The 17929-nt window shown below is 63.4% G+C and carries 13 protein-coding genes and 1 pseudogene; 7 read left to right on the forward strand and 7 right to left on the reverse strand.

Annotation, left to right across the window (positions count from 1 at the left end; all coding sequences use genetic code 11):
• Positions 1-63: 63 nt before the first annotated feature.
• Positions 64-1185: a serine hydrolase gene (locus tag K940_RS28230; RefSeq protein ID WP_231390370.1), complete on the forward strand. Its 1122-nt coding sequence runs from the start codon at positions 64-66 to the stop codon at positions 1183-1185.
• On the opposite strand, the pseudogene K940_RS33600 reads toward K940_RS28230, so the two are convergent.
• A pseudogene (locus K940_RS33600) lies at positions 1132-1359 on the reverse strand (ABC transporter permease); the annotation flags it as partial. The gene K940_RS28230 and the pseudogene K940_RS33600 sit on opposite strands and share 54 nt — an antisense overlap.
• Positions 1360-1612: 253 nt before the next feature.
• Between K940_RS33600 and K940_RS0113530 the strand changes: the two are divergent.
• The gene (locus tag K940_RS0113530) at positions 1613-2830 is read left to right on the forward strand and encodes a site-specific integrase (protein WP_051407163.1); all 1218 of its coding nucleotides are present in this window, start codon (positions 1613-1615) and stop codon (positions 2828-2830) included.
• A 432-nt stretch (positions 2831-3262) separates the two neighbouring features.
• On the opposite strand, the gene K940_RS0113540 is transcribed toward K940_RS0113530, so the two are convergent.
• Positions 3263-3931, reverse strand: a complete 669-nt coding sequence (locus K940_RS0113540) for a class I SAM-dependent methyltransferase (protein ID WP_051407164.1) — start codon at positions 3929-3931, stop codon at positions 3263-3265.
• 340 nt (positions 3932-4271) lie between these two features.
• On the opposite strand from K940_RS0113540, the gene K940_RS28235 reads away from it, so the two are divergent.
• From K940_RS28235 to K940_RS28240, 3 genes are all read left to right on the forward strand, one after another.
• Positions 4272-5618 carry a cytochrome P450 gene (locus K940_RS28235; protein ID WP_051407165.1) on the forward strand — a complete coding sequence of 449 codons (1347 nt, stop codon included), beginning with the start codon at positions 4272-4274 and terminating at the stop codon, positions 5616-5618.
• 179 nt (positions 5619-5797) lie between these two features.
• Positions 5798-6655: an SDR family oxidoreductase gene (locus tag K940_RS0113550; protein ID WP_028477994.1), complete on the forward strand. Its 858-nt coding sequence runs from the start codon at positions 5798-5800 to the stop codon at positions 6653-6655.
• A 176-nt stretch (positions 6656-6831) separates the two neighbouring features.
• Complete coding sequence (locus tag K940_RS28240) at positions 6832-7449, forward strand: TetR/AcrR family transcriptional regulator (RefSeq protein WP_231390365.1); 618 nt, start codon at positions 6832-6834, stop codon at positions 7447-7449.
• On the opposite strand, the gene K940_RS28245 is transcribed toward K940_RS28240, so the two are convergent.
• Together K940_RS28245 and K940_RS0113570 are read right to left on the reverse strand one after the other, a co-directional pair.
• A complete protein-coding gene (locus tag K940_RS28245) occupies positions 7421-7927 on the reverse strand; it encodes an uL11 family ribosomal protein (protein WP_155980859.1) in 507 nt (168 codons plus the stop codon). The two genes, K940_RS28240 and K940_RS28245, sit on opposite strands and share 29 nt — an antisense overlap.
• Positions 7928-8037: 110 nt before the next feature.
• Positions 8038-8520 (reverse strand): nitroreductase family deazaflavin-dependent oxidoreductase, encoded by a 483-nt coding sequence (locus K940_RS0113570; RefSeq protein WP_036528555.1) that lies wholly within the window; start codon positions 8518-8520, stop codon positions 8038-8040.
• Between the two features lie 220 nt (positions 8521-8740).
• Here K940_RS0113570 and K940_RS0113575 point away from each other — a divergent pair, with 220 nt between their 5' ends.
• Positions 8741-10462, forward strand: coding sequence for a GMC oxidoreductase (locus K940_RS0113575; RefSeq protein ID WP_028477996.1), 1722 nt, complete (start codon positions 8741-8743; stop codon positions 10460-10462).
• A gap of 33 nt (positions 10463-10495) precedes the next feature.
• Here the strand turns inward: K940_RS0113575 and K940_RS0113580 are convergent, their stop codons facing one another.
• Positions 10496-11965, reverse strand: coding sequence for a catalase (locus tag K940_RS0113580; RefSeq protein WP_028477997.1), 1470 nt, complete (start codon positions 11963-11965; stop codon positions 10496-10498).
• Between the two features lie 403 nt (positions 11966-12368).
• Positions 12369-13064, reverse strand: coding sequence for a type 1 glutamine amidotransferase domain-containing protein (locus K940_RS0113590; RefSeq protein WP_028477998.1), 696 nt, complete (start codon positions 13062-13064; stop codon positions 12369-12371).
• A gap of 349 nt (positions 13065-13413) precedes the next feature.
• Here K940_RS0113590 and K940_RS28250 point away from each other — a divergent pair, with 349 nt between their 5' ends.
• Positions 13414-14070: a DUF1775 domain-containing protein gene (locus tag K940_RS28250; RefSeq protein ID WP_036528573.1), complete on the forward strand. Its 657-nt coding sequence runs from the start codon at positions 13414-13416 to the stop codon at positions 14068-14070.
• 52 nt (positions 14071-14122) lie between these two features.
• On the opposite strand, the gene car is transcribed toward K940_RS28250, so the two are convergent.
• Complete coding sequence (gene car / locus K940_RS0113600) at positions 14123-17656, reverse strand: carboxylic acid reductase (RefSeq protein WP_028477999.1); 3534 nt, start codon at positions 17654-17656, stop codon at positions 14123-14125.
• Between the last annotated feature and the right edge of the window lie 273 nt (positions 17657-17929).

The following is a 17929-nucleotide window of genomic DNA, read 5'->3' on the forward strand; positions in this document are numbered from 1 at the left end:
GCGTGTTCACTGTCCTCGGGTCTTGCGGCAGCCGCCCCGGATCACGCTGTGCTGCAGCGGGTGATGGACAAGCTCGTCGACGCGGGTGCGGCAGGGGTTCAGGTGCGGGTGCGTGACGGGCAGGAGGTGTGGACCGGTTCGGCGGGGGTCGCCGAGGTGGGTCGAGCGGATCCGGTGCCGGTGAATGGGCGTTTTCGGGCTGGGAGCGTCACCAAGACGTTCGTCGCCACGGTGGTGTTGCAGTTGGTGGACGAGGGCCGCCTGCGACTCGAGGATTCGGTCGCTGCGCACATGCCACGGTTCGGGCTGGATCCGCGCATCACGGTGCGCATGATCCTGCAACACACCAGCGGCCTGTTCGACTACACCGGCGAGCTCGATACGGATGGGTCGATCGAACTCGGCCTGCTGCCGACGTCCGGCCCGGAGGTGCTCGAGGCGGCCGAGCGTCCGTATCCCCCCGATGAGCTGGTGCGGTTTGCCTTGTCCAAGCCGGCGCGCTTCGCGCCCGGCGCGGGGTGGTCGTATTCGAACACCAACTATATTCTGGCCGGGCTGCTGATCGAGAAGCTGACCGGCTTGCCGTATGCCGTACAGATCTACAGCCGGATCGTGGTGCCCCTCGGGTTGTGGGGCACGGTCGTCCCGGGCCCGCTGCGCAAGATTCCCGGCCCGCACGCGCATGGATACGTCGATTTCGCCGCTACCGGTGACCCTCGCGCCGCCGACGTGACCGACCTGCCGGTGACGTGGGTGTGGTCCGCCGGTGAAATCATCTCCACCACCGAAGACCTCGACACCTTCCTCACCGCCCTGCTCACCGGCCGGCTCCTGCCGCCACCACTGCTGGCCGAAATGCTCGACGGCTATTCCCCCGAGCCGACGACTCACGCCTACGGCCTCGGTCTGGAGAAACGAGAACTCACTTCCGGCTGTCGCGGGATCGGCCACAGCGGCGATGTCCCCGGCTACTACGGGGAAATGATCGCCACCGCCGACGGCAGCAGGTCCGTGGTCGTGTCCATCACGACCGGACCGACCACAGATGGGTTCGATCCACGTGCTGTCGCCGAGCTACACGCCTTCACCACGGTGCTGGTCACCAAGGGCTTGTGTCATAGCGTCGCATCTTTCGGGGTTGCGCGCGACGAAAAACGCCTCCATGACCATTCCCATCAGCACTAGCGCCAGCGGCGGCGTGGTGACATCGACGTCCTCTTGCCGTGAAACGAGCGATCCGGCAGCCGCATAGAGGACGGCGAAGAACGCGTAGCCGAGCACGAACCACGCCAGCGCGCTCGAAACGGTGATGATCGCGGTTCCCGTAATGGTCAGCGACCCGGTGGCCACGCCAGCAGCTGTGCTCCGGCCAAAGCCGCGTAACCGATGATCGCGCCGACGAGCTGGTCGCCGACTTTCATCTTCGGATACAACCCTCGTTCCTCGGGCATGTAACCGATACTGCGCCGCAGCGTCGAACTCGCCGCACCACGTGCGCCACTCTCGGTGCGCCGCCACGACCCACACCGACTCGACAACCCTCGTAGAGTATTGCGCGCCGAAACCCTGTGATGCGGCCAGCCAGTCGCCGACGTGAACCTGGAGCCCAATTGTGGACAATCGATCCGAAGTCCAATCCGCTGTCGCCGTGGTTCCCGAGTTGGTCCGCACGCATCTGCACCGCGGGGTGCACAGCGTGCTGGTGGATACCGCCGCCCTCCGGCAGATACGCGACCGCTTCGACGACGATCAAGCGGGATCTCTGCGCGGGTACCTGGAAGCATCGCAGTCCGCGAACACCGTCCGCGCCTATCGCACGGACTGGGTTGCCTGGTCTGCATGGTGCGCCGCCGAGGGGCGGCAAGCGCTACCCGCCGATGCGCTCGACGTCGCGGTCTATCTGGCCGCCGCCGCGGACGCGCGCCGCGACACCGGTGAATGGGCTTTCAGCCCAGCCACTCTGGAGCGCAAGTCGGCGGCCATTGCGGCAGTACATGCTGCGAACGGATTGCCCGCGCCGACGCGCTCGGATATCGTGCGGCTGACCCTGCGCGGTGTCCGACGCATTCGCCGCAGCCGACCCACACGCAAGCGCCCCATCATGCGACACACGCTCGACCAACTCCTGGCTGGCCTTCCCGAGTCGGGCTGGCCTACCGAACCAGCACGCCGTAGGGACGCGCTCGTACTACTCGTCGGCTTCGCTGGAGCTCTCCGGCGCAGCGAACTCGCTTCACTGCGCATCGGCGACGTGCAGGTGGGTTCGGATCCCACCACGGGCGAACCGATATTGCTGATCAGACTTCCCGCCACCAAGACCGATCCCACCGGTGCGGGGGAGCAATCGGTGGCCCTACCGCGCGGACGTCACTCGCTCACCTGCCCGGTCTGTGCATACGCCGACTGGATCCGACTACGCGAAATCCATCTCGCGACAGGCACATCCGGCATCCGCGACTGGCTGGCCGATCGATCCGCTGGTACGCCCCACATCCACCGCTGCCATGGATTCGGCGGCACCACCCTCGATGCAACGGATCTTCCGCTCTTCCCCGCGATCACCCGCCACGGCGCGATTGCCGACCGCGCGGTGTCCGGCCGCGCGGTGGCAGACTTGGTCAAACGTTATGCAGCTCGGGCAGGGCTCGACCCGGCCTTGTTCTCTGGACATTCGCTGCGTGCCGGGTTCGCCACGCAGGCCGCCCTCGGCGGTGCCACCGACCGCGAAATCATGCGTCAAGGCCGATGGTCCAGCCCGCGCACCGTCCACAGGTATATCCGTACTGCCAACCCCTTGGACGACAACGCGGTCACAAAACTCGGTCTATGACGGTGCCGCAGGTCAGGACCTGGTGGATTTGGGATCTCGTGGCAGCAACGTCGATGGGTTACCTCTGGCACGATGCACCGGCCGACTTCCGGATCCATTGCGCACCAAGGTATTTGCAACCGCCGACAAATACGAGCAGAAATTTCTTTCGGTGGCCACAGTAGACAGTAATTGCCCGATGGAGCGGTTCACAGATAGCGAATTGCACTCGGCTCCATGGTGGCGGTATCGGATTCCAGACCGGGAGCCCGCGTTCGCGGAATCGGCAAAATGGTGGAACACCCGACTCGGCTTCCGGTCCGCCGCCTGACCTCGAGCCAAGCGTGGACAGCACTCCCCTTGAATAGCCCAGGGCTGCAATACCGTTACATCACCATCGAGAAAGTTTTTGCTCACGAGCCGAGCGAAACCAAAGTATATTCGCGGGAAAGTTCACAGCCGACGGAAATGAACCAACCATGCGCCGATATCCACGTATCCCGACCCGGGAGGCAGAACTGTGCGCATCACAGTCTTTTCCAGCGATTCCAACTCCCATCCTTCAGCGAACCCGTCACGCAATTCGTCGGCGCGCTTCCTCGGGATCGCGGAAGTCCACTCCTCCGCCGCCGCATCTTCCCGACCGGCTCGCAGCATTGCCTCCCGGAAACGTTCGATCATCACGTCCCGGCCCTCGTCACTGATTGCCAGCAAATACACAGTCGCTCGGGGACGACAGGCCACATGCAGCGATGCCGCGTACCGTCGCAGCGTCGGCACATCGAAAATGTGGGCCAGCGCGGAGTCGACAACCGTATCGAACCGTTGCGCATAGCGATCCAATGCCAGGGCGTCGGCAACCTCGAACGTGGCCTCGACTCCACGCTCCACAGCCTTCTGGCGGGCTCGCTCGACAGCGGTCGGCGCCGCGTCGAGTCCGGTCACCGACAAGCCCCGACCGGCCAGATATATCGCATTTTCGCCGGTACCACACCCTGAATCCAATACCGCACCAACAATCCCACCCGCCTGTTCGACAGCGACGAATGCAGGCTGGGGATCAGCGATATCCCACGGAGCCTGGAATGGCCCTTCACCGCGATATACCGCATCAAAATCCATCTCAGGAAAATATGTCGATGTATTGCCCATGACTCCACTATCCGTCCAGGTGCGGGAGCCCGCAAGGAGAAGTGGCAGCCATCGCACTGAATTAACGAAAGCCTATCGAAGGACGGCCGTCGGCGAGCGATCGAGTGGGCACGACACAGGTGCTCGACAACGAATTGGCGCAGAGGTAAGCGCCGTGTCGACGGAGTTGAGACGTCCGCCGGTGCACACCATTTCCCCCGAACCGAATTCTGGCCGGTTGCCTCACGTCCTCGGCCAGGCTTGCCGGCACTGGTACGTCTGCGTACCATCAGCGGCGATACGAAAATGTACCACTCGAGGAGGTGGGCGCATGCCGGCTATACGGCTGCCCGACGGTCCATCCACCCCGCCGATCGTCCAAAGCCTGGAAATGCTGGTCGCACGCACCCGGACGGTGCGGCGTCTGTACGACCGGTTCGGCTCGGCGTTCACCATGCACATGCCCAGGTTCGGGCGGTCGATCGTTCTGGCCGACCCCGACGAGATCAAGGCGGTGTTCACAGCAGGGACAGGTGTCGTGGCGAACCCCGATGCCAGTCTCGGCGACTTCTTCGGGCCGGGGTCGTTGTTCGCGGTCGAGGGTGACGAACACCGTCGGCAACGAAAGCTGCTCACGCCACCGTTCCATGGTCGACGCCTCAGCGCCTACGAGGCATTGGTCGAAGAGGAAACACTCCGCGAGGTGGCGACCTGGCCGGTAGGCACCGAGTTCGCCACAATGGACTCGATGATGCGGATCACACTGAATGTGATCCTGCGAGCGGTGTTCGGCGCCGAAGGCGCCGAACTCGAACAGTTGCGCAAGCTGCTGCCGAAGTTGGTATGGATTGCCTCCGCACTCGCCGCGACGTCCGTCCCCGAGGGGATGTTCGGCCGGATCGGTCCCTGGGCCCGGTTCCGGTCCTACCGCCAGACCTACGACGAGATCGTCGGTCGGCTCATCGATCGCACCATCGACGACGAGCGGATCTCGGACCGTGACGACGTGTTGGCGATGTTGCTGCAGGCCCGTCACGACGACGGTTCCACCCTGAGTCGCAGCGAGATCGCCGACGAACTGCTGACCCTGCTCACCGCCGGGCACGAGACCACGGCTACGACCCTGGCGTGGACGATCGAACGACTGCGCAGGCACCCGGACGTGTTGCGCCGATTGGTTGCCGAAGTCGATGCCGGTGGTTCGGAGCTGCGTTCGGCCACACTGTTGGAGGTACAGCGGGTCCGACCCGTCCTCGACCTGGCGGTACGCCAAGTACGTGCAGAGTCGATGCAGGTCGGTCGTTGGACCCTCCCACGGGGACAGAAAATCATGATCAGTATCCAATTGATGCACGACAACGAGAAGCTGTTTCCCAATGCCCGTGCGTTCGACCCCGATCGATTCCTCGGGTCGCGGCCGGGAACATTCAGCGGGATCCCGTTCGGCGGCGGCTACCGTCGGTGCATCGGCGCTGCGTTTGCGACCATGGAAATGAATATCGTACTACGTACGCTGCTGCGCGAATTCGAACTGGTACCAACGACTGCCCCAGACGAACGCAGGCACTTTCGCGGCGTCGCTCTGGCTCCCGCGAAGAAGGGGCGAGCGGTGGTGTACCCTCGTTCCGCTCGCCACGTCGTACCCGAATCAGATCGTGCTGCCGAGGCGACAGCATAACCGAGCAACACCCACGAAGATCACCTCGCCTGTTCCGTCGTTCCGTGATCGTGGGGGATGGTGGTACCCGGCAGCCTGCGGGTATACCGTTGCTGGATAGGTGCTGTGCCGTATTGACCACCACGGCCGGCGACAGTCGGCCGTGGCCGCGATCGAGTCCACACCCGCCAGGAGCATCGATGTCCCGCACCCGTCGGCCGCTCTACGGCCACCCAGTCGTGATCAGCGGCGCGGCCTCCGGAATCGGCCGTAGCCTTGCCCAACTCCTGTCGTGCAGGGGCTCGCCCGCGGCGATTACCGATATAGACGAGGACGGCTTGAACCAGACAGCGATGTCGCTGACCGGCCCAACCCTCACCCGCGTCCTCGATGTGCGCAATGCCGCCGACCAGATCGCCTTCGCCGGCGAGGTGCGTGACTGGTTGACCGCACCTCTGGCGGCGGTCTTCAACAATGCCGGTGTAGCAGTGACGTCATCGGTGCTCGAAGCCGATCCCGAAGACGACGAATGGTTACGACAGATCGATTTCGACGGAGTCGTCAACGGCACACGAGCTTTCCTTCCTCTTCTCGTAGACCAGGATTACGGTGTCGTCGTCAACACGTCGAGCGTATACGGTCTGATCGGCATTCCGAACCAAAGCGCCTACTGTGCAGCCAAATTCGCTGTGCGTGGGTTCACCGACTCCTTGCGGCAGGAACTCCGGGGCACCGGAGTGTCCGCGGTGACCGTCCACCCTGGCGGCATCAAGACCAACATTGTTCGCAATGCCCGAATCCACAAGGATCCCGAAGGTTGGGGACGCACGCGCCAACAAATTACGTCCGACTTCGATGCCATGACCCTGACCACCCCGAACAAGGCTGCTGCGATCATTTGCCGGGGAATCGAACGTGGAAAGTCGCGAATCTTGGTAGGCCCGGACGCCTACCTGTTCGACATCCTGGCGCGAGCGACACCCACCCACTGTTATACCGTGCTCGATTTCGGGCAGCGTCGGCTTTTTCCGCCGACCGGGACGAAGACCCCGGAGTGAACCGAAGCGCCGAGCATCGTCGAGTACGTCGCGACCGAAGGATCGGACTACCACCCTGGGCAGACCGGTGTCCGACAGCGAGCCGACACAGCATGTCGTGGCTGGGGTGACCTCGAACAACGCCGGGATGACCACGAACTACACAGACAGCAGCGACGAGTAGCTAGCCTGATTGCGTGACAGGTGCCGATGCCTTTGGTCATGGTTCTGCCGAGCCCTGCCCGGAATCGGCATTTCGACGGCGATTGCTCGACGGCATGGCCCTCGCTATTCGCACGCGAGGATATCAGGACTCGACTGTCGCCGATGTGGTCCGGTATGCCGGCACCTCTCGGCGGACATTCTATGAACATTTCGCCAGCAAACAAGATTGCTTCGTCACGCTGTTGGCCGAACGGAACGCCGAAACGATCCGTTGGATCGATAGCGCGGTCGATCCCCATGCGTCCTGGCGCACTCAGATCCACCAGGCCGTCGAAACATGGGTCCGGTCTCTCCAACGAGATCCATCGGTCACGCTCAGCTGGATCCGGGTCGTCCCTGCACTCGATGAAGACACGTGGCAACTCGAACGCGATGCCCGAGAATCGTTCATCCGCCTGATCCAGAAGCTGGCCAGTACACCGGAATTCACCACGGCCGGCATTCGCCCGCCCACGCGACGAATGGCCACGATGCTACTCGGCGGCTTTCGTGAACTCGTCGCCACAACCATCGAAGACGGCGAGGAGATCGCGGATATCATCGACGTCGCCGTCGAATCCGCTATTGCTCTCGTGGGTCCACACCAATAGCATCGGCCGTCGCCGTCGCCGTCGCCGTCGCCCTGTGGCCAGCGGTTGGGTCGAGCACTCCGACACCCATCGACCGTGCGGTACCGGCCACTATTCGCATTGCAGCACGGACATCGCTGGTATTCAGATCCGGCAATTTTCGCACCGCGATCGCTCGCAACTGATCCTCGGTGAGCGAAGCAATGATCTCGTGACCCGGTTGGTGTGCACCCTGCATCCGGCCCAGTGCCGCACGGATCAGCCAGGACGTCGGCGGAGTCTTCAGGCGCAGCGACCACGTCCGATCGGGCGAAATGGTGACGACGACCGGGATCACCTCACCCCGGTGTGCCGCCGTCAGGCGATCGTATTCCTTCTTCACCTCGAACGGTGGGACACCGGTCGCACCCAGCATCTTTCCCAGGTCTGCGATCGCTGCATCACCTGCTTGGAGCTGCACAGTGATCGAACGGTTCTGTTTCGTCGAATTACGTACCACTCGTCACACGCTAAAAGTTGACGCTCGGTAAAGGTCAACCCATTTCGCCGCTGATCATGAGCAGATCACCGCATCCGGTCGCTATTGGCCCGCCCGCAACCATGCGGCCGTCACGTGGTGAGGCGACGCAACTCGAAAATACGGAACACTCGACCACCGGACAGTTCGTGCTCCATCTCGTAGCCGGGCCAGAATTCTACAGCCAAATCCCACACCTGCTTGCGTTCGATGCCGGTGATCTCGCGAACCGCGACACGGAACCTCTCTCCTTGGTGCTGGACCGAAGCAGTGTCCACCGCACGCAGGTTCGCCGACCATGCCGGATGTTCTGGCCTACCCCAATTCGAACCGACCACAATGAAGAGCTCGTCATGAGGGACGTACAGCAGGGATGTACTGCGGGGAAGACCTGTCTTGCGTCCCGCTACCGTGATCTCGATCGAAGGCAACCCGGCCACATCGAGTACCCCTTTTCGCCCGCCGCTGATCCGTCGAAGCACCCGTTCCGTCGGCAGCACGATCGGCGCACACCGCATGATCCACTCCCTTCGGGAGAGCCAGTATGCCAACTGCCGCAATGGATTTGGTGCCATGGTCGAATCATGGCATGAATCTTGCGCGAAGGCAGGCTGAGGACCGATCAGCAATATGTTTGAATGCGCATATCTAAATACCCATATGCGTAACCGACGGAAGGTCGTCATGTCTAGAACGGTGGCGTGCTCGGCCGGCAGGACCCATGAGCCACAAACCGTGACGTACCCGGCGAGTAGTGTCGTACGAGTCACTGGCGACATGATCGAGGAGTTCCACATGGAGCAACGGGCGACGGATTTCGATGTATTGATCGTCGGTTCGGGGTTCGGCGGCAGCGTTACCGCGCTTCGGCTGGTAGAGAAGGGATACAAGGTCGGCGTCCTGGAGGCGGGCCGACGTTTCGCCGACGACGAGCTGCCCAAAACGAGTTGGGAACTCAAGAAATTCCTTTGGGCGCCCGCACTCGGCTTCTATGGGATCCAGCGGATCCATCCCTTGCGAGACGTCTTGATTCTCGGTGGCGCCGGAGTCGGCGGCGGTTCGTTGAACTATGCGAACACTCTCTATGTCCCGCCGGGGCCATTCTTCGATGATCCACAATGGCGCGACATCACCGACTGGCGCGCAGAGCTGACGCCGTACTATGAGCAAGCGCAACGCATGCTCGGCGTCGTGCGCAACCCGCATATGACACCGGCCGACGAGATCTTCAAGGCTGTCGCCGACGACATGGGCGTGGGTGACACGTTCGTGCAGACACCGGTCGGCGTCTTCTTCGGCGCGCCTGGGAAGACTGTGTCGGATCCCTACTTCGGTGGCGCCGGACCGGACCGGACCGGATGTATCGAATGTGGCGATTGCATGGTCGGCTGCAAATACGGCGCGAAGAACACCTTGGTGAAGAACTACTTGTACCTCGCCGAACATGCAGGCGCCGAGGTGTATCCGATGACGACGGTCCGCGCGATCAGACCACACCCCGACGGGACCTGGAATGTCACCACGGTGCGCACCGGCGCCCGAGTGCGCACACGCCGTCGAACGCTCACCGCAGGTCAGGTCATCTTGGCCGCGGGAACGCGCGGCACCCAGAAGTTGCTGTTCGACATGCGCGACAAGGGCGTGCTGCCGAATCTGTCGGATCGGCTGGGGGTGCTGACGCGTACCAACTCGGAATCGATCGTCGGTGCGTCGACCAGGAAGGTGTCTCGGGATGTCGACTTCACCCGTGGGGTCGCGATCACCTCATCGATTCACCCCACCTCCGACACACACATCGAGCCCGTGCGCTATGGCAAAGGCTCGAATTCGATGAGCCTGCTGCAGACGATCATGGTCGACGGCGGCGGCCGTATCCCCCGCTGGCTACGCTTTCTCGGCCTCGCGTTGCGGTATCCAGCAGACTTGGTCAACTCACTGAGCATCAAGAACTGGAGCGAGCGGTCGATCATCTCCTTGGTGATGCAACACCTGGACAATTCGATCACCACCTACACCAAGCGCGGGGTGTTCGGCCGCAAGCTCACCAGCAAACAGGGGCACGGCGAACCCAATCCCTCCTGGATCCCGGTGGGCAACGAAGTGACCCGACGCGTCGCCGAGAAGATCGGCGGCACCGCGGGCGGCAGTTGGGGCGAAATCTTCAACATCCCGCTCACGGCGCACTTTCTCGGCGGCGCGGTGATCGGGACCGATGCCGAACATGGCGTGATCGACGGCTATCACCGCGTATACGGCTATCCGACCCTCAGTGTCGTCGACGGCGCGGCGGTGTCGGCCAATCTCGGTGTGAACCCTTCGCTGACCATCACCGCGCAGGCCGAGCGTGCAGCAGCGTACTGGCCGAACAAGGGAGAGGCCGACACTAGGCCGCCAATCGGGAGTGGCTATCGGCGGATCGCACCGATCGCACCGATCGCACCGGTTGTGCCGGCGAGTTCGCCTGCGGCATTGGCGCTTCCGATCGTGGACATCCAGCAGACGCCAGCAACCGGATAGCGCCACAACGCCTCAGGGAACCAACACCTCGACTCAGGGAGCCGGTGCGCCCTGCCCTGCTCGTACGCCCGCCTCGACGCGGTCGCCCAGATTCTTGTCGATATTGCGCCAGTACTCGAAAGCCCGGCTCAGCACCGGCTCGGTGACGCCGTGCAGCAGGTGGCCGACGATGTTGCCGACCAGCCGTCGACGTGCGGCGTCGTCGAGGACCTCGCGGACCAAGGTGCCGGCCTGCCCCCAGTCGTCGTCGTCCCGACGCAGCGTGTAGGCCTGGCGGACCATCTCGCCGTCGGTGTACCAACTCGCGAGTGGGCCTGCAGCGGATGCGTCGGCGTGCGGACCTCCCTTCGAGTTCGGAACGTACACCGGGTCACCGGGGTTGTGATGTCGCATCGCCCCATCTTTGCTGTACGAGTGCACTGTGGTGGCATGTGCCGTATTGACCGGCAATTCCTTGTAGTTGGCGCCGATGCGATAGCGATGCGCATCGGGGTAGGAGAACCATCTGGCCAGCAGCATCTTGTCCGGGCTCGGACCGGTCCCGGGCACGGCACTACTCGGCTCGAACGCTGCCTGCTCGATCTCGGTGTGATAGTCCGCCGGATTGCGATTCAACGTCATACGTCCGACCTCGACCAGCGGGTAGTCACCATGTGGCCATACCTTGGTCAGATCGAAGGGGTTGAACCGGTAGGTCTTGGCCTCCTCGAATGGCATGATCTGCATCTTCAGCGTCCAACTCGGGTAGCTTCCGCCTTCGATCGCCTCCCACAGGTCGCGCAAGTGGAAGTCGGTGTCCGTGGCGGCTACCTGGTCGGCGTCGGCTTGGGTCAAGAATCCGATACCTTGGTCGGTCTTGAAATGATACTTGACCCAGAATCGCTGTCCGGAGGCGTTGAACCACATGTAGGTATGGCTGGAATAGCCGTTCATGTGCCGCCAGCTGCGAGGGATCCCGCGATCACCCATCAGCCAGGTCACCTGGTGGGCCGACTCCGGCGACAGCGTCCAAAAGTCCCACTGCATGTCGTGGTCGCGCAGGTTGTTGTCCGCGCGCCGCTTCTGGGAGCGGATGAAGTCCTGGAATTTCATCGGGTCACGGACGAAGAAGACCGGCGTGTTGTTGCCGACCAAATCGAAATTGCCCTGCTCGGTGTAGAACTTCAAGGCAAACCCCCGCGGGTCCCGCCAGGTGTCCGGGCTGCCGCGCTCGCCGGCGACAGTGGAGAAACGTGCCACCATCTCCGTCTTTCGGCCCGGCTGGAAGACGTCGGCCATCGTGTAGGCGCTCACATCGTTGGTGACCTCGAACGTGCCGAAGGCGCCGCCGCCTTTGGCGTGTGGCTGGCGTTCGGGTACCCGCTCCCGATTGAACGCCGCCATCTTTTCGATCAAGTAGGCGTCGTTCAACAGGATCGGGCCATCGGGCCCGACCGTCAGCGAATGCTCGTCGCTGGGGACCGGAATACCTGCGTCATCGGTGGTGTAGTTCGGAACAGACATCTCTCTCCTCTCCTCCGTGCTGCGGGCGGAAGACCCGCGGCGAACCGCCAGGACGAGCAGTACCGAGGACCGAACCCCGCGACGCGCCACGCGTAGGACCCACTTCGGCGAATGCGCGACGACGCCGGGCTCCCGGTCGACGGCTGCCACACATCGGATCTATCGGAGACCTGTGGCCGCGGCCGCTCCGGGCGACTCCCTCCGAGCCGAGCCGCCGGTCGAGCAGCGCGATTCACGATCACTGGTTGCCGATACCCTTCTGCCGGCTCTGTCGCTCGACTTCCCAGGTGCCCACACCTCAAACTACCGCTGAGCAGTGCATTCGGCGAGAAAAATTATCCGGAGATCCGAGGACCGATCCCGAATGTTCAGACCTCGAAGGTGTCACGATCGCGACGTGATGTCAGGTGAGTCTGGCCAGCAGTTCGTCGGCCACTCCAGCCGAAGACGCCGGGTTCTGGCCGGTGATCAGATTGCGGTCGACCACCACGTTCGGTGCCCATGGGTCGGACTCACGAAAGTCCGTGCCGATCTCGACCAGGCGGTCCTGCAGCAGCCATGCGGCCTTGTCCGCGAAACCAGCCTGCGCCTCTTCGATATTGGTGAAACCGGTGAGGGTGTAGCCGGTGAAACTGTTGGTGCCGTCGTCCTTGGTGGCGGCCAGCATCGCGGCCGGTGCGTGGCACACCACGGCCAGCGGCTTACCGGACTCGAGGCTGGTGGTCAGTAGTTGCCCGGAATCGTCATTGACCGCGAGATCCTCCATCGGCCCGTGACCGCCGGGGTAGAACACCGCCGCGTAGTCGGCGAGCTCGACCTCTTCCAGTCGGATGGGCTTGCTCAGCTCGGTGTTCGTGGCGATCACCTGTGCCCGGTAATCGGCGGTGTCCTGACCGTCGTTGAACCCAGGGTCGAGACTGGTCTTGTCCACCGTCGGCACCACGCCGCCGGGTGTGGCGACTACGATCTCGTGGCCTGCAGCCTTCAGCTTCTCGAACGGCACGACGAATTCTTCGGCCCAGAAGCCGGTCGGGTGTCGACTGCCATCGGCCAGCGTCCAGTAGTCGACGCCGGTCATCACGAATAGGACTTTCGCCATGTCTGCTGCCTCCGTCGTTCAGAACCTGTGCTCAGGTTCGCTCGTTACATCGAATTGCGGCGGGTGGAAGTCGTCCGTCGACGGCTCCACTGCGCTGCCGAATCATCAGCGATGACACGCTCGCAGGTATTCCCGTGCACCGCCCACTCTCGGCCGTACCGGGCCGAGGCGATGGGCTGAACGCACGACAGGCGCTGCTCCAGTTGATTGATCACCATCAAGCAAATTCTCAGCTACTCTTTTTCTGATTTCCCCCCTCCGGAATGCCGCTGCCCTATCGTCCAGAAGGCGTCGCATCCCGACAGCAATGGTTCCGATTGTGTCCTCAGGTGCGAAGGAGAAGTCGTCGATGACCGATTCCAGGGTGTCGCGTAGCACTCTCACGGGTGTCGGGGCTGTGGCAGTTCTTGTTGCCACGGCTGCCCCTGCTGTTGCTCATGTCACCGTGTCCGCACCGAATGCGACTCGCACCGGCTCGGCGGTATTGGTCTACCGAGTGCCGAACGAGTCGGCAGTGGATAGTCCGACGGTCGAATTTCGGGTGCAGATCCCCGGAATCAGCACCACCGATGCCGAGGCCGTGCCCGGCTGGACGAGCCTGGTGCGCCACGACACCGCCGACGACGTCACGGTGGTCACGTGGACTGCAGACCCGGACGGCGGGATCGGGCCCGACCAGTTCGGCGAGTTCTCGGTACTGGCCAACGGACTTCCCGACGCCGACGAGGTAGTGACGCCTGCAGTGCAGACCTACGCCGACGGGCAAGTGATGCGGTGGGATCAGGAACTGGCCGCTGACGGCGACGAACCGGAATTCCCAGCCCCCGTGCTCACCTTGGGCGCCGCGCGCTCGGGTGGCACCGACGACCATGGGGACATCCAGTCCGCGCCCTCCGGTGACCAGGCGGAGGATTCCACCGCCCGATGGCTCGGTGGCATCGGGATCGCGGTCGGGGCCACCGCCTTGATCGCCGCGGTCGGCGCCGCGGCTCGCCGCGGTCGCTGACCGCGGCGACGTGTGCCTCAGGAACAATCGTCCGCCGAATCCCACAGCAGCACTACAACAAACTGAGCGATTTCAGGTCGGTCGCGTACTTCTCGATGAGTTCGTGCGACACATGCGGAATGTCGTGTTCGGCATTGATATCCGCAGCTTGGACGGCGGAACGGAACTTCTCGGCCGAAATCACGGACCCACACAACGCCGGGGCCGGGTGGCGGTAGGCCTGCAGGACCGGCAACGCTGATGCTCGCCGTTGTCGCTCCGGCAGCGCCCGCAACGCGGTTTCCAAGCGCGAGACCCACTCGTCGTAGTCGGCGATCCGCTCGATTCGGTAGCCGGCGGCGATCAGCCAGTCGACGAACTCATCGAGCGAACGACCATCGTCGTATGGGTTCAGTGCGTCGAAACTCTGGAACCCCGTCGTCGCGGTGGCGCCCAAAGCGCTGATCGCTGCGGCGGTGAAATCCACTGGTAGGCCGTCGTAGTGGGCACGGGGACGGTGGCCGTCTGCCGGGATCCGATAGAAAGACGCCGGTGCGATCCCGGTTGCGAGCACGCTCAACAGCAACCGAGTGAATATGTCTTGCACGTTGAGCTGACCGGTATATCGGGGGTCGGCAAGCAGCATATCCAATCGGAACACCGTCACGGGCAGGTTGCACATGTCGTGCGCTTCGCGCAGCAACACTTCCCCGGCCCACTTGCTGTTGCTATATCCATTGGCGTAGCTGTCATCGACAAGACGTACCGGACTGATCCGACGAATGTCTCCGTCTTCGACGAAAACCGCTGGATCGACCCCGTCGGCCACCCCAACCGTGGAGATATAGGTAAACGGCTTCAACCGGGTCGTCATCGCCAGGCGAATCAACTCCGCGGTACCGGCGACATTCGGCCCGAACAATTGCTCGTAGGGCAGCACATGGTTCACCAACGCCGCCGGGTGCACGATCACATCCACGCTGGCGGACAACCGTTGCCAAGTCTGCTGGTCCAAGCCCAGCTGCGGCTCCCCGATGTCGCCGCAGATCACTTCGAGATGCGCTGCGAGTTCGTCGAAATGTCGCACCAACGTCGGATCACCGGAATCGAAGGCCGCCTCGATGCGCCGACGCGCATCGCCTGGATCCGTGCCCCGGACCAAACAGATGACCGTGCCGCCGCTGTCGTGCATTCGCTCCAACCACTCCAGGCACAGGAACCGACCGAGGTAGCCGTTCGCGCCAGTGAGCAGCACCGTACGTGCCGGCGCCGATGCACGCGGCAGAGTGGGCGCCACGGCCAAAGTATGCTCGTCGATGAATTTGTCCAAGGTCAGATCCGCGGCGCGCAATTGTGTTCCGCGCTCGCGCAGGCCGACAGTCGCAGCCCGACGATCCTCCGAAACCCGCGAGGCCTCGATGTACTCCGCGATCTCCCGCAAGCTGTTGGACGGGCCGATCACCACCGATACCGGGACTTCGACACCGAACAGCTCGCGGAGCAAGGTGGAGAACGACAATGCCGACAGCGAATCTCCACCGAGGTCGGTGAAATGCGCGTCCGGGTGCAGATCGGCGCCGGCGCACCCCAGCAGGGCCTTGGTCGCCTGGCTCACCGTCTCGAGCACGGACCGATCGCCGACGCCGGTGCGCAGCTCGAGCAACTCCTGCTCTTGCCCATCCGCCAATTCGGCGTACAGCTGCTGCAGGCGCGGTCCATATCGTTCCTTCAGCTTCGGTCGCAGTAGCTTGCCGATACCACTGAGCAATCCGTTTCCAGTGGTGAACGGCTCGGTCTCGATCAGGAAATCTCGTGGTATCTCGTAGGACTGTAGGTCGGCATCTTTCGCCAGCGCTCGCAGCGAGTCCGCCAGCGCGGTCTTGAGTTCGGCCAGCTTCCCGGTGTCGGAGTCCGCGCGCGCGACCGCGTCCGCGGTGGGCACGACAACAGCGAGTAGGTAGGCGCGCTCGCTGCTGCCGTAGACGAAGATCTGCCGGACCAGTGGACTGGTCGCGTAGATGGCCTCCAGGTTCGAGATCGCGACGAATTCGCCCTGGGAAAGTTTCAGCACGTTGTTCCGCCGATCGACGAAGGCCAGTCGGTCTGGTCCGAGTTCGGCGACGATGTCCCCGGTTCGGTAGTACCCGTCGGCACCGAAGACCTCGGCGGTAGCCTCCGGCCGCTTGTAATAGCCGGGGATCATCGTGATGGACTTCAGGAGCAACTCACCGCGCGGATACGGTTGGTCGGTCCCGAAATAGCCCAGGTCGGGGACGTCGACCAGCTTGTAGTCGATCACCGGTGGGCGGCGGACCTGGTTGTCGACCACGATTCCCCCGCCCGACTCGGTGGTCCCGTATCCGTCGTGCAGGGGCATGTCGAGGATCGATTCGACGAACGACCGCATCTCTGCCGACAACGGGGCGCTCCCGCAGGTTGCCGCGAGAACCCGTCCGCCGAAGAAACGCTCACGCATGTCCGCTTCGACTTCGGCTTCCAATTCGCCCCGGCGGCCATCGCGCCCTGCGCGCCGGTTCAGCTCGCTCTGGAAGTGTTGGAAGACCATGTCACACACCCGGGGAACCATGAACAGCTCGGTGGGCCGGATCAGCGCGATGTCCTCGAACAGCGTCGACATATCGCTCTTGGCTGCGAAATACGCGGTACCGCCGCGCGCGAGCACGGTCGTCTGGAACGAACGGCCGGCGATATGGCTCATCGGCATGTAGTTGACATTGATCGCGGGAATGTCCGGCTCACCCAACCATTCCGCAGGCGAGAACTGCCACCACGCGGTGATCAGATCCCGCGGGTACATCGCCCCTTTGGGCGTGCCCGTGCTTCCGGAGGTGTAGATCAACAGCGCCAGCGGGTTCTCGCCGGGTTCGGGTTCGTATGCTGGTGCAGGCGGCAATCGCCGGCCTCGCGAGATCACGTCGGTGAGCAACTCGACCTGTGCCGGGTTGCCCTCCGAAGCCAGCCGCGCACGTGCTGCTTCGACCGCTGCGCGCTGGTCGTCGTCGTCCGGGTGGTAGTCGAACACCACCAACCGCAGCACCGGGGCCGACAGGACACACTGTACGGCCACGTCGAGCAGTTCCGGTGTGGCGGCCAGCACACGAGGCGCGGCCTCTTCGGCGATCGCGGTCAACTGCGCGACCGATGCACTCGACTGCAATGGCACAGCGACCAGACCGAGATGCAGACACGCAAGATCGAGCGTGGTGTAGTCGCTGCTGGTGAACCCGAGCATGGCAACGAAATCACCCGCCTGCATCGGATTCTCCACGTCACGGTGCCACGCGGCGGCCAGTGCGCACGCCCGCTCCCACAGCGCCGCATAGGTAATGGTCTCGTACCACGGCAACAGCGTCAGCGCCGCGCGGCCAGTGGACTCCTCGACCCGCACCTCGGTTGCGCGTTGCCCCAGAGCGGGCCGGTCGGCGTACTTCGTCATGACCGTTTCGATGATCTGCGCAAGGCCCAGCCCTGGCGTGCGGATTTCCTCCAGGATCTCCTTGTCCGGCTGTACCGCGCGGATGTCGTCGTATTTCGCGTTCAGCTCCGCAAGGCGCCGCTCCAGCTGTTCGCTCTGTGTCTCCAACAACGGGCCTCCTCAATGCGAGAACACGCATCTGGACTGGATGCGTCGACTTCCACGAGCACTCCAGGCCGATGATAGGCGCGAATTATGTCTGTGACACCTAGTACCATCCAATTGGTCCAGTATGACCGATACGTCCGAGCCAAGGGACCGTGCACAGCGGGAGCCATCGAAGGACCATGCATAGCGGAAGAGACGGTCGCCGATCGACCCGGGCACCGCGAACAGCGCAGTCCGTGCTCCCTCGAGCAGCTGGCATGCTGTCCGGCGGTGCCC

This window comes from Nocardia sp. CNY236, assembly GCF_000482385.1.
GTDB lineage: Bacteria > Actinomycetota > Actinomycetes > Mycobacteriales > Mycobacteriaceae > Nocardia.

Coding starts and splice junctions, on each gene's coding strand:
- K940_RS0113580 (WP_028477997.1), bottom strand. CDS start 11,965: ATGTCTGTTCCGAACTACACCACCGATGACGCAGGTATTCCGGTCCCC.
- K940_RS28230 (WP_231390370.1), top strand. CDS start 64: ATGGACAAGCTCGTCGACGCGGGTGCGGCAGGGGTTCAGGTGCGGGTG.
- K940_RS28235 (WP_051407165.1), top strand. CDS start 4,272: ATGCCGGCTATACGGCTGCCCGACGGTCCATCCACCCCGCCGATCGTC.
- K940_RS0113540 (WP_051407164.1), bottom strand. CDS start 3,931: ATGGATTTTGATGCGGTATATCGCGGTGAAGGGCCATTCCAGGCTCCG.
- K940_RS0113570 (WP_036528555.1), bottom strand. CDS start 8,520: ATGGCACCAAATCCATTGCGGCAGTTGGCATACTGGCTCTCCCGAAGG.
- K940_RS0113575 (WP_028477996.1), top strand. CDS start 8,741: ATGGAGCAACGGGCGACGGATTTCGATGTATTGATCGTCGGTTCGGGG.
- K940_RS0113590 (WP_028477998.1), bottom strand. CDS start 13,064: ATGGCGAAAGTCCTATTCGTGATGACCGGCGTCGACTACTGGACGCTG.
- K940_RS0113550 (WP_028477994.1), top strand. CDS start 5,798: ATGTCCCGCACCCGTCGGCCGCTCTACGGCCACCCAGTCGTGATCAGC.
- K940_RS28250 (WP_036528573.1), top strand. CDS start 13,414: ATGACCGATTCCAGGGTGTCGCGTAGCACTCTCACGGGTGTCGGGGCT.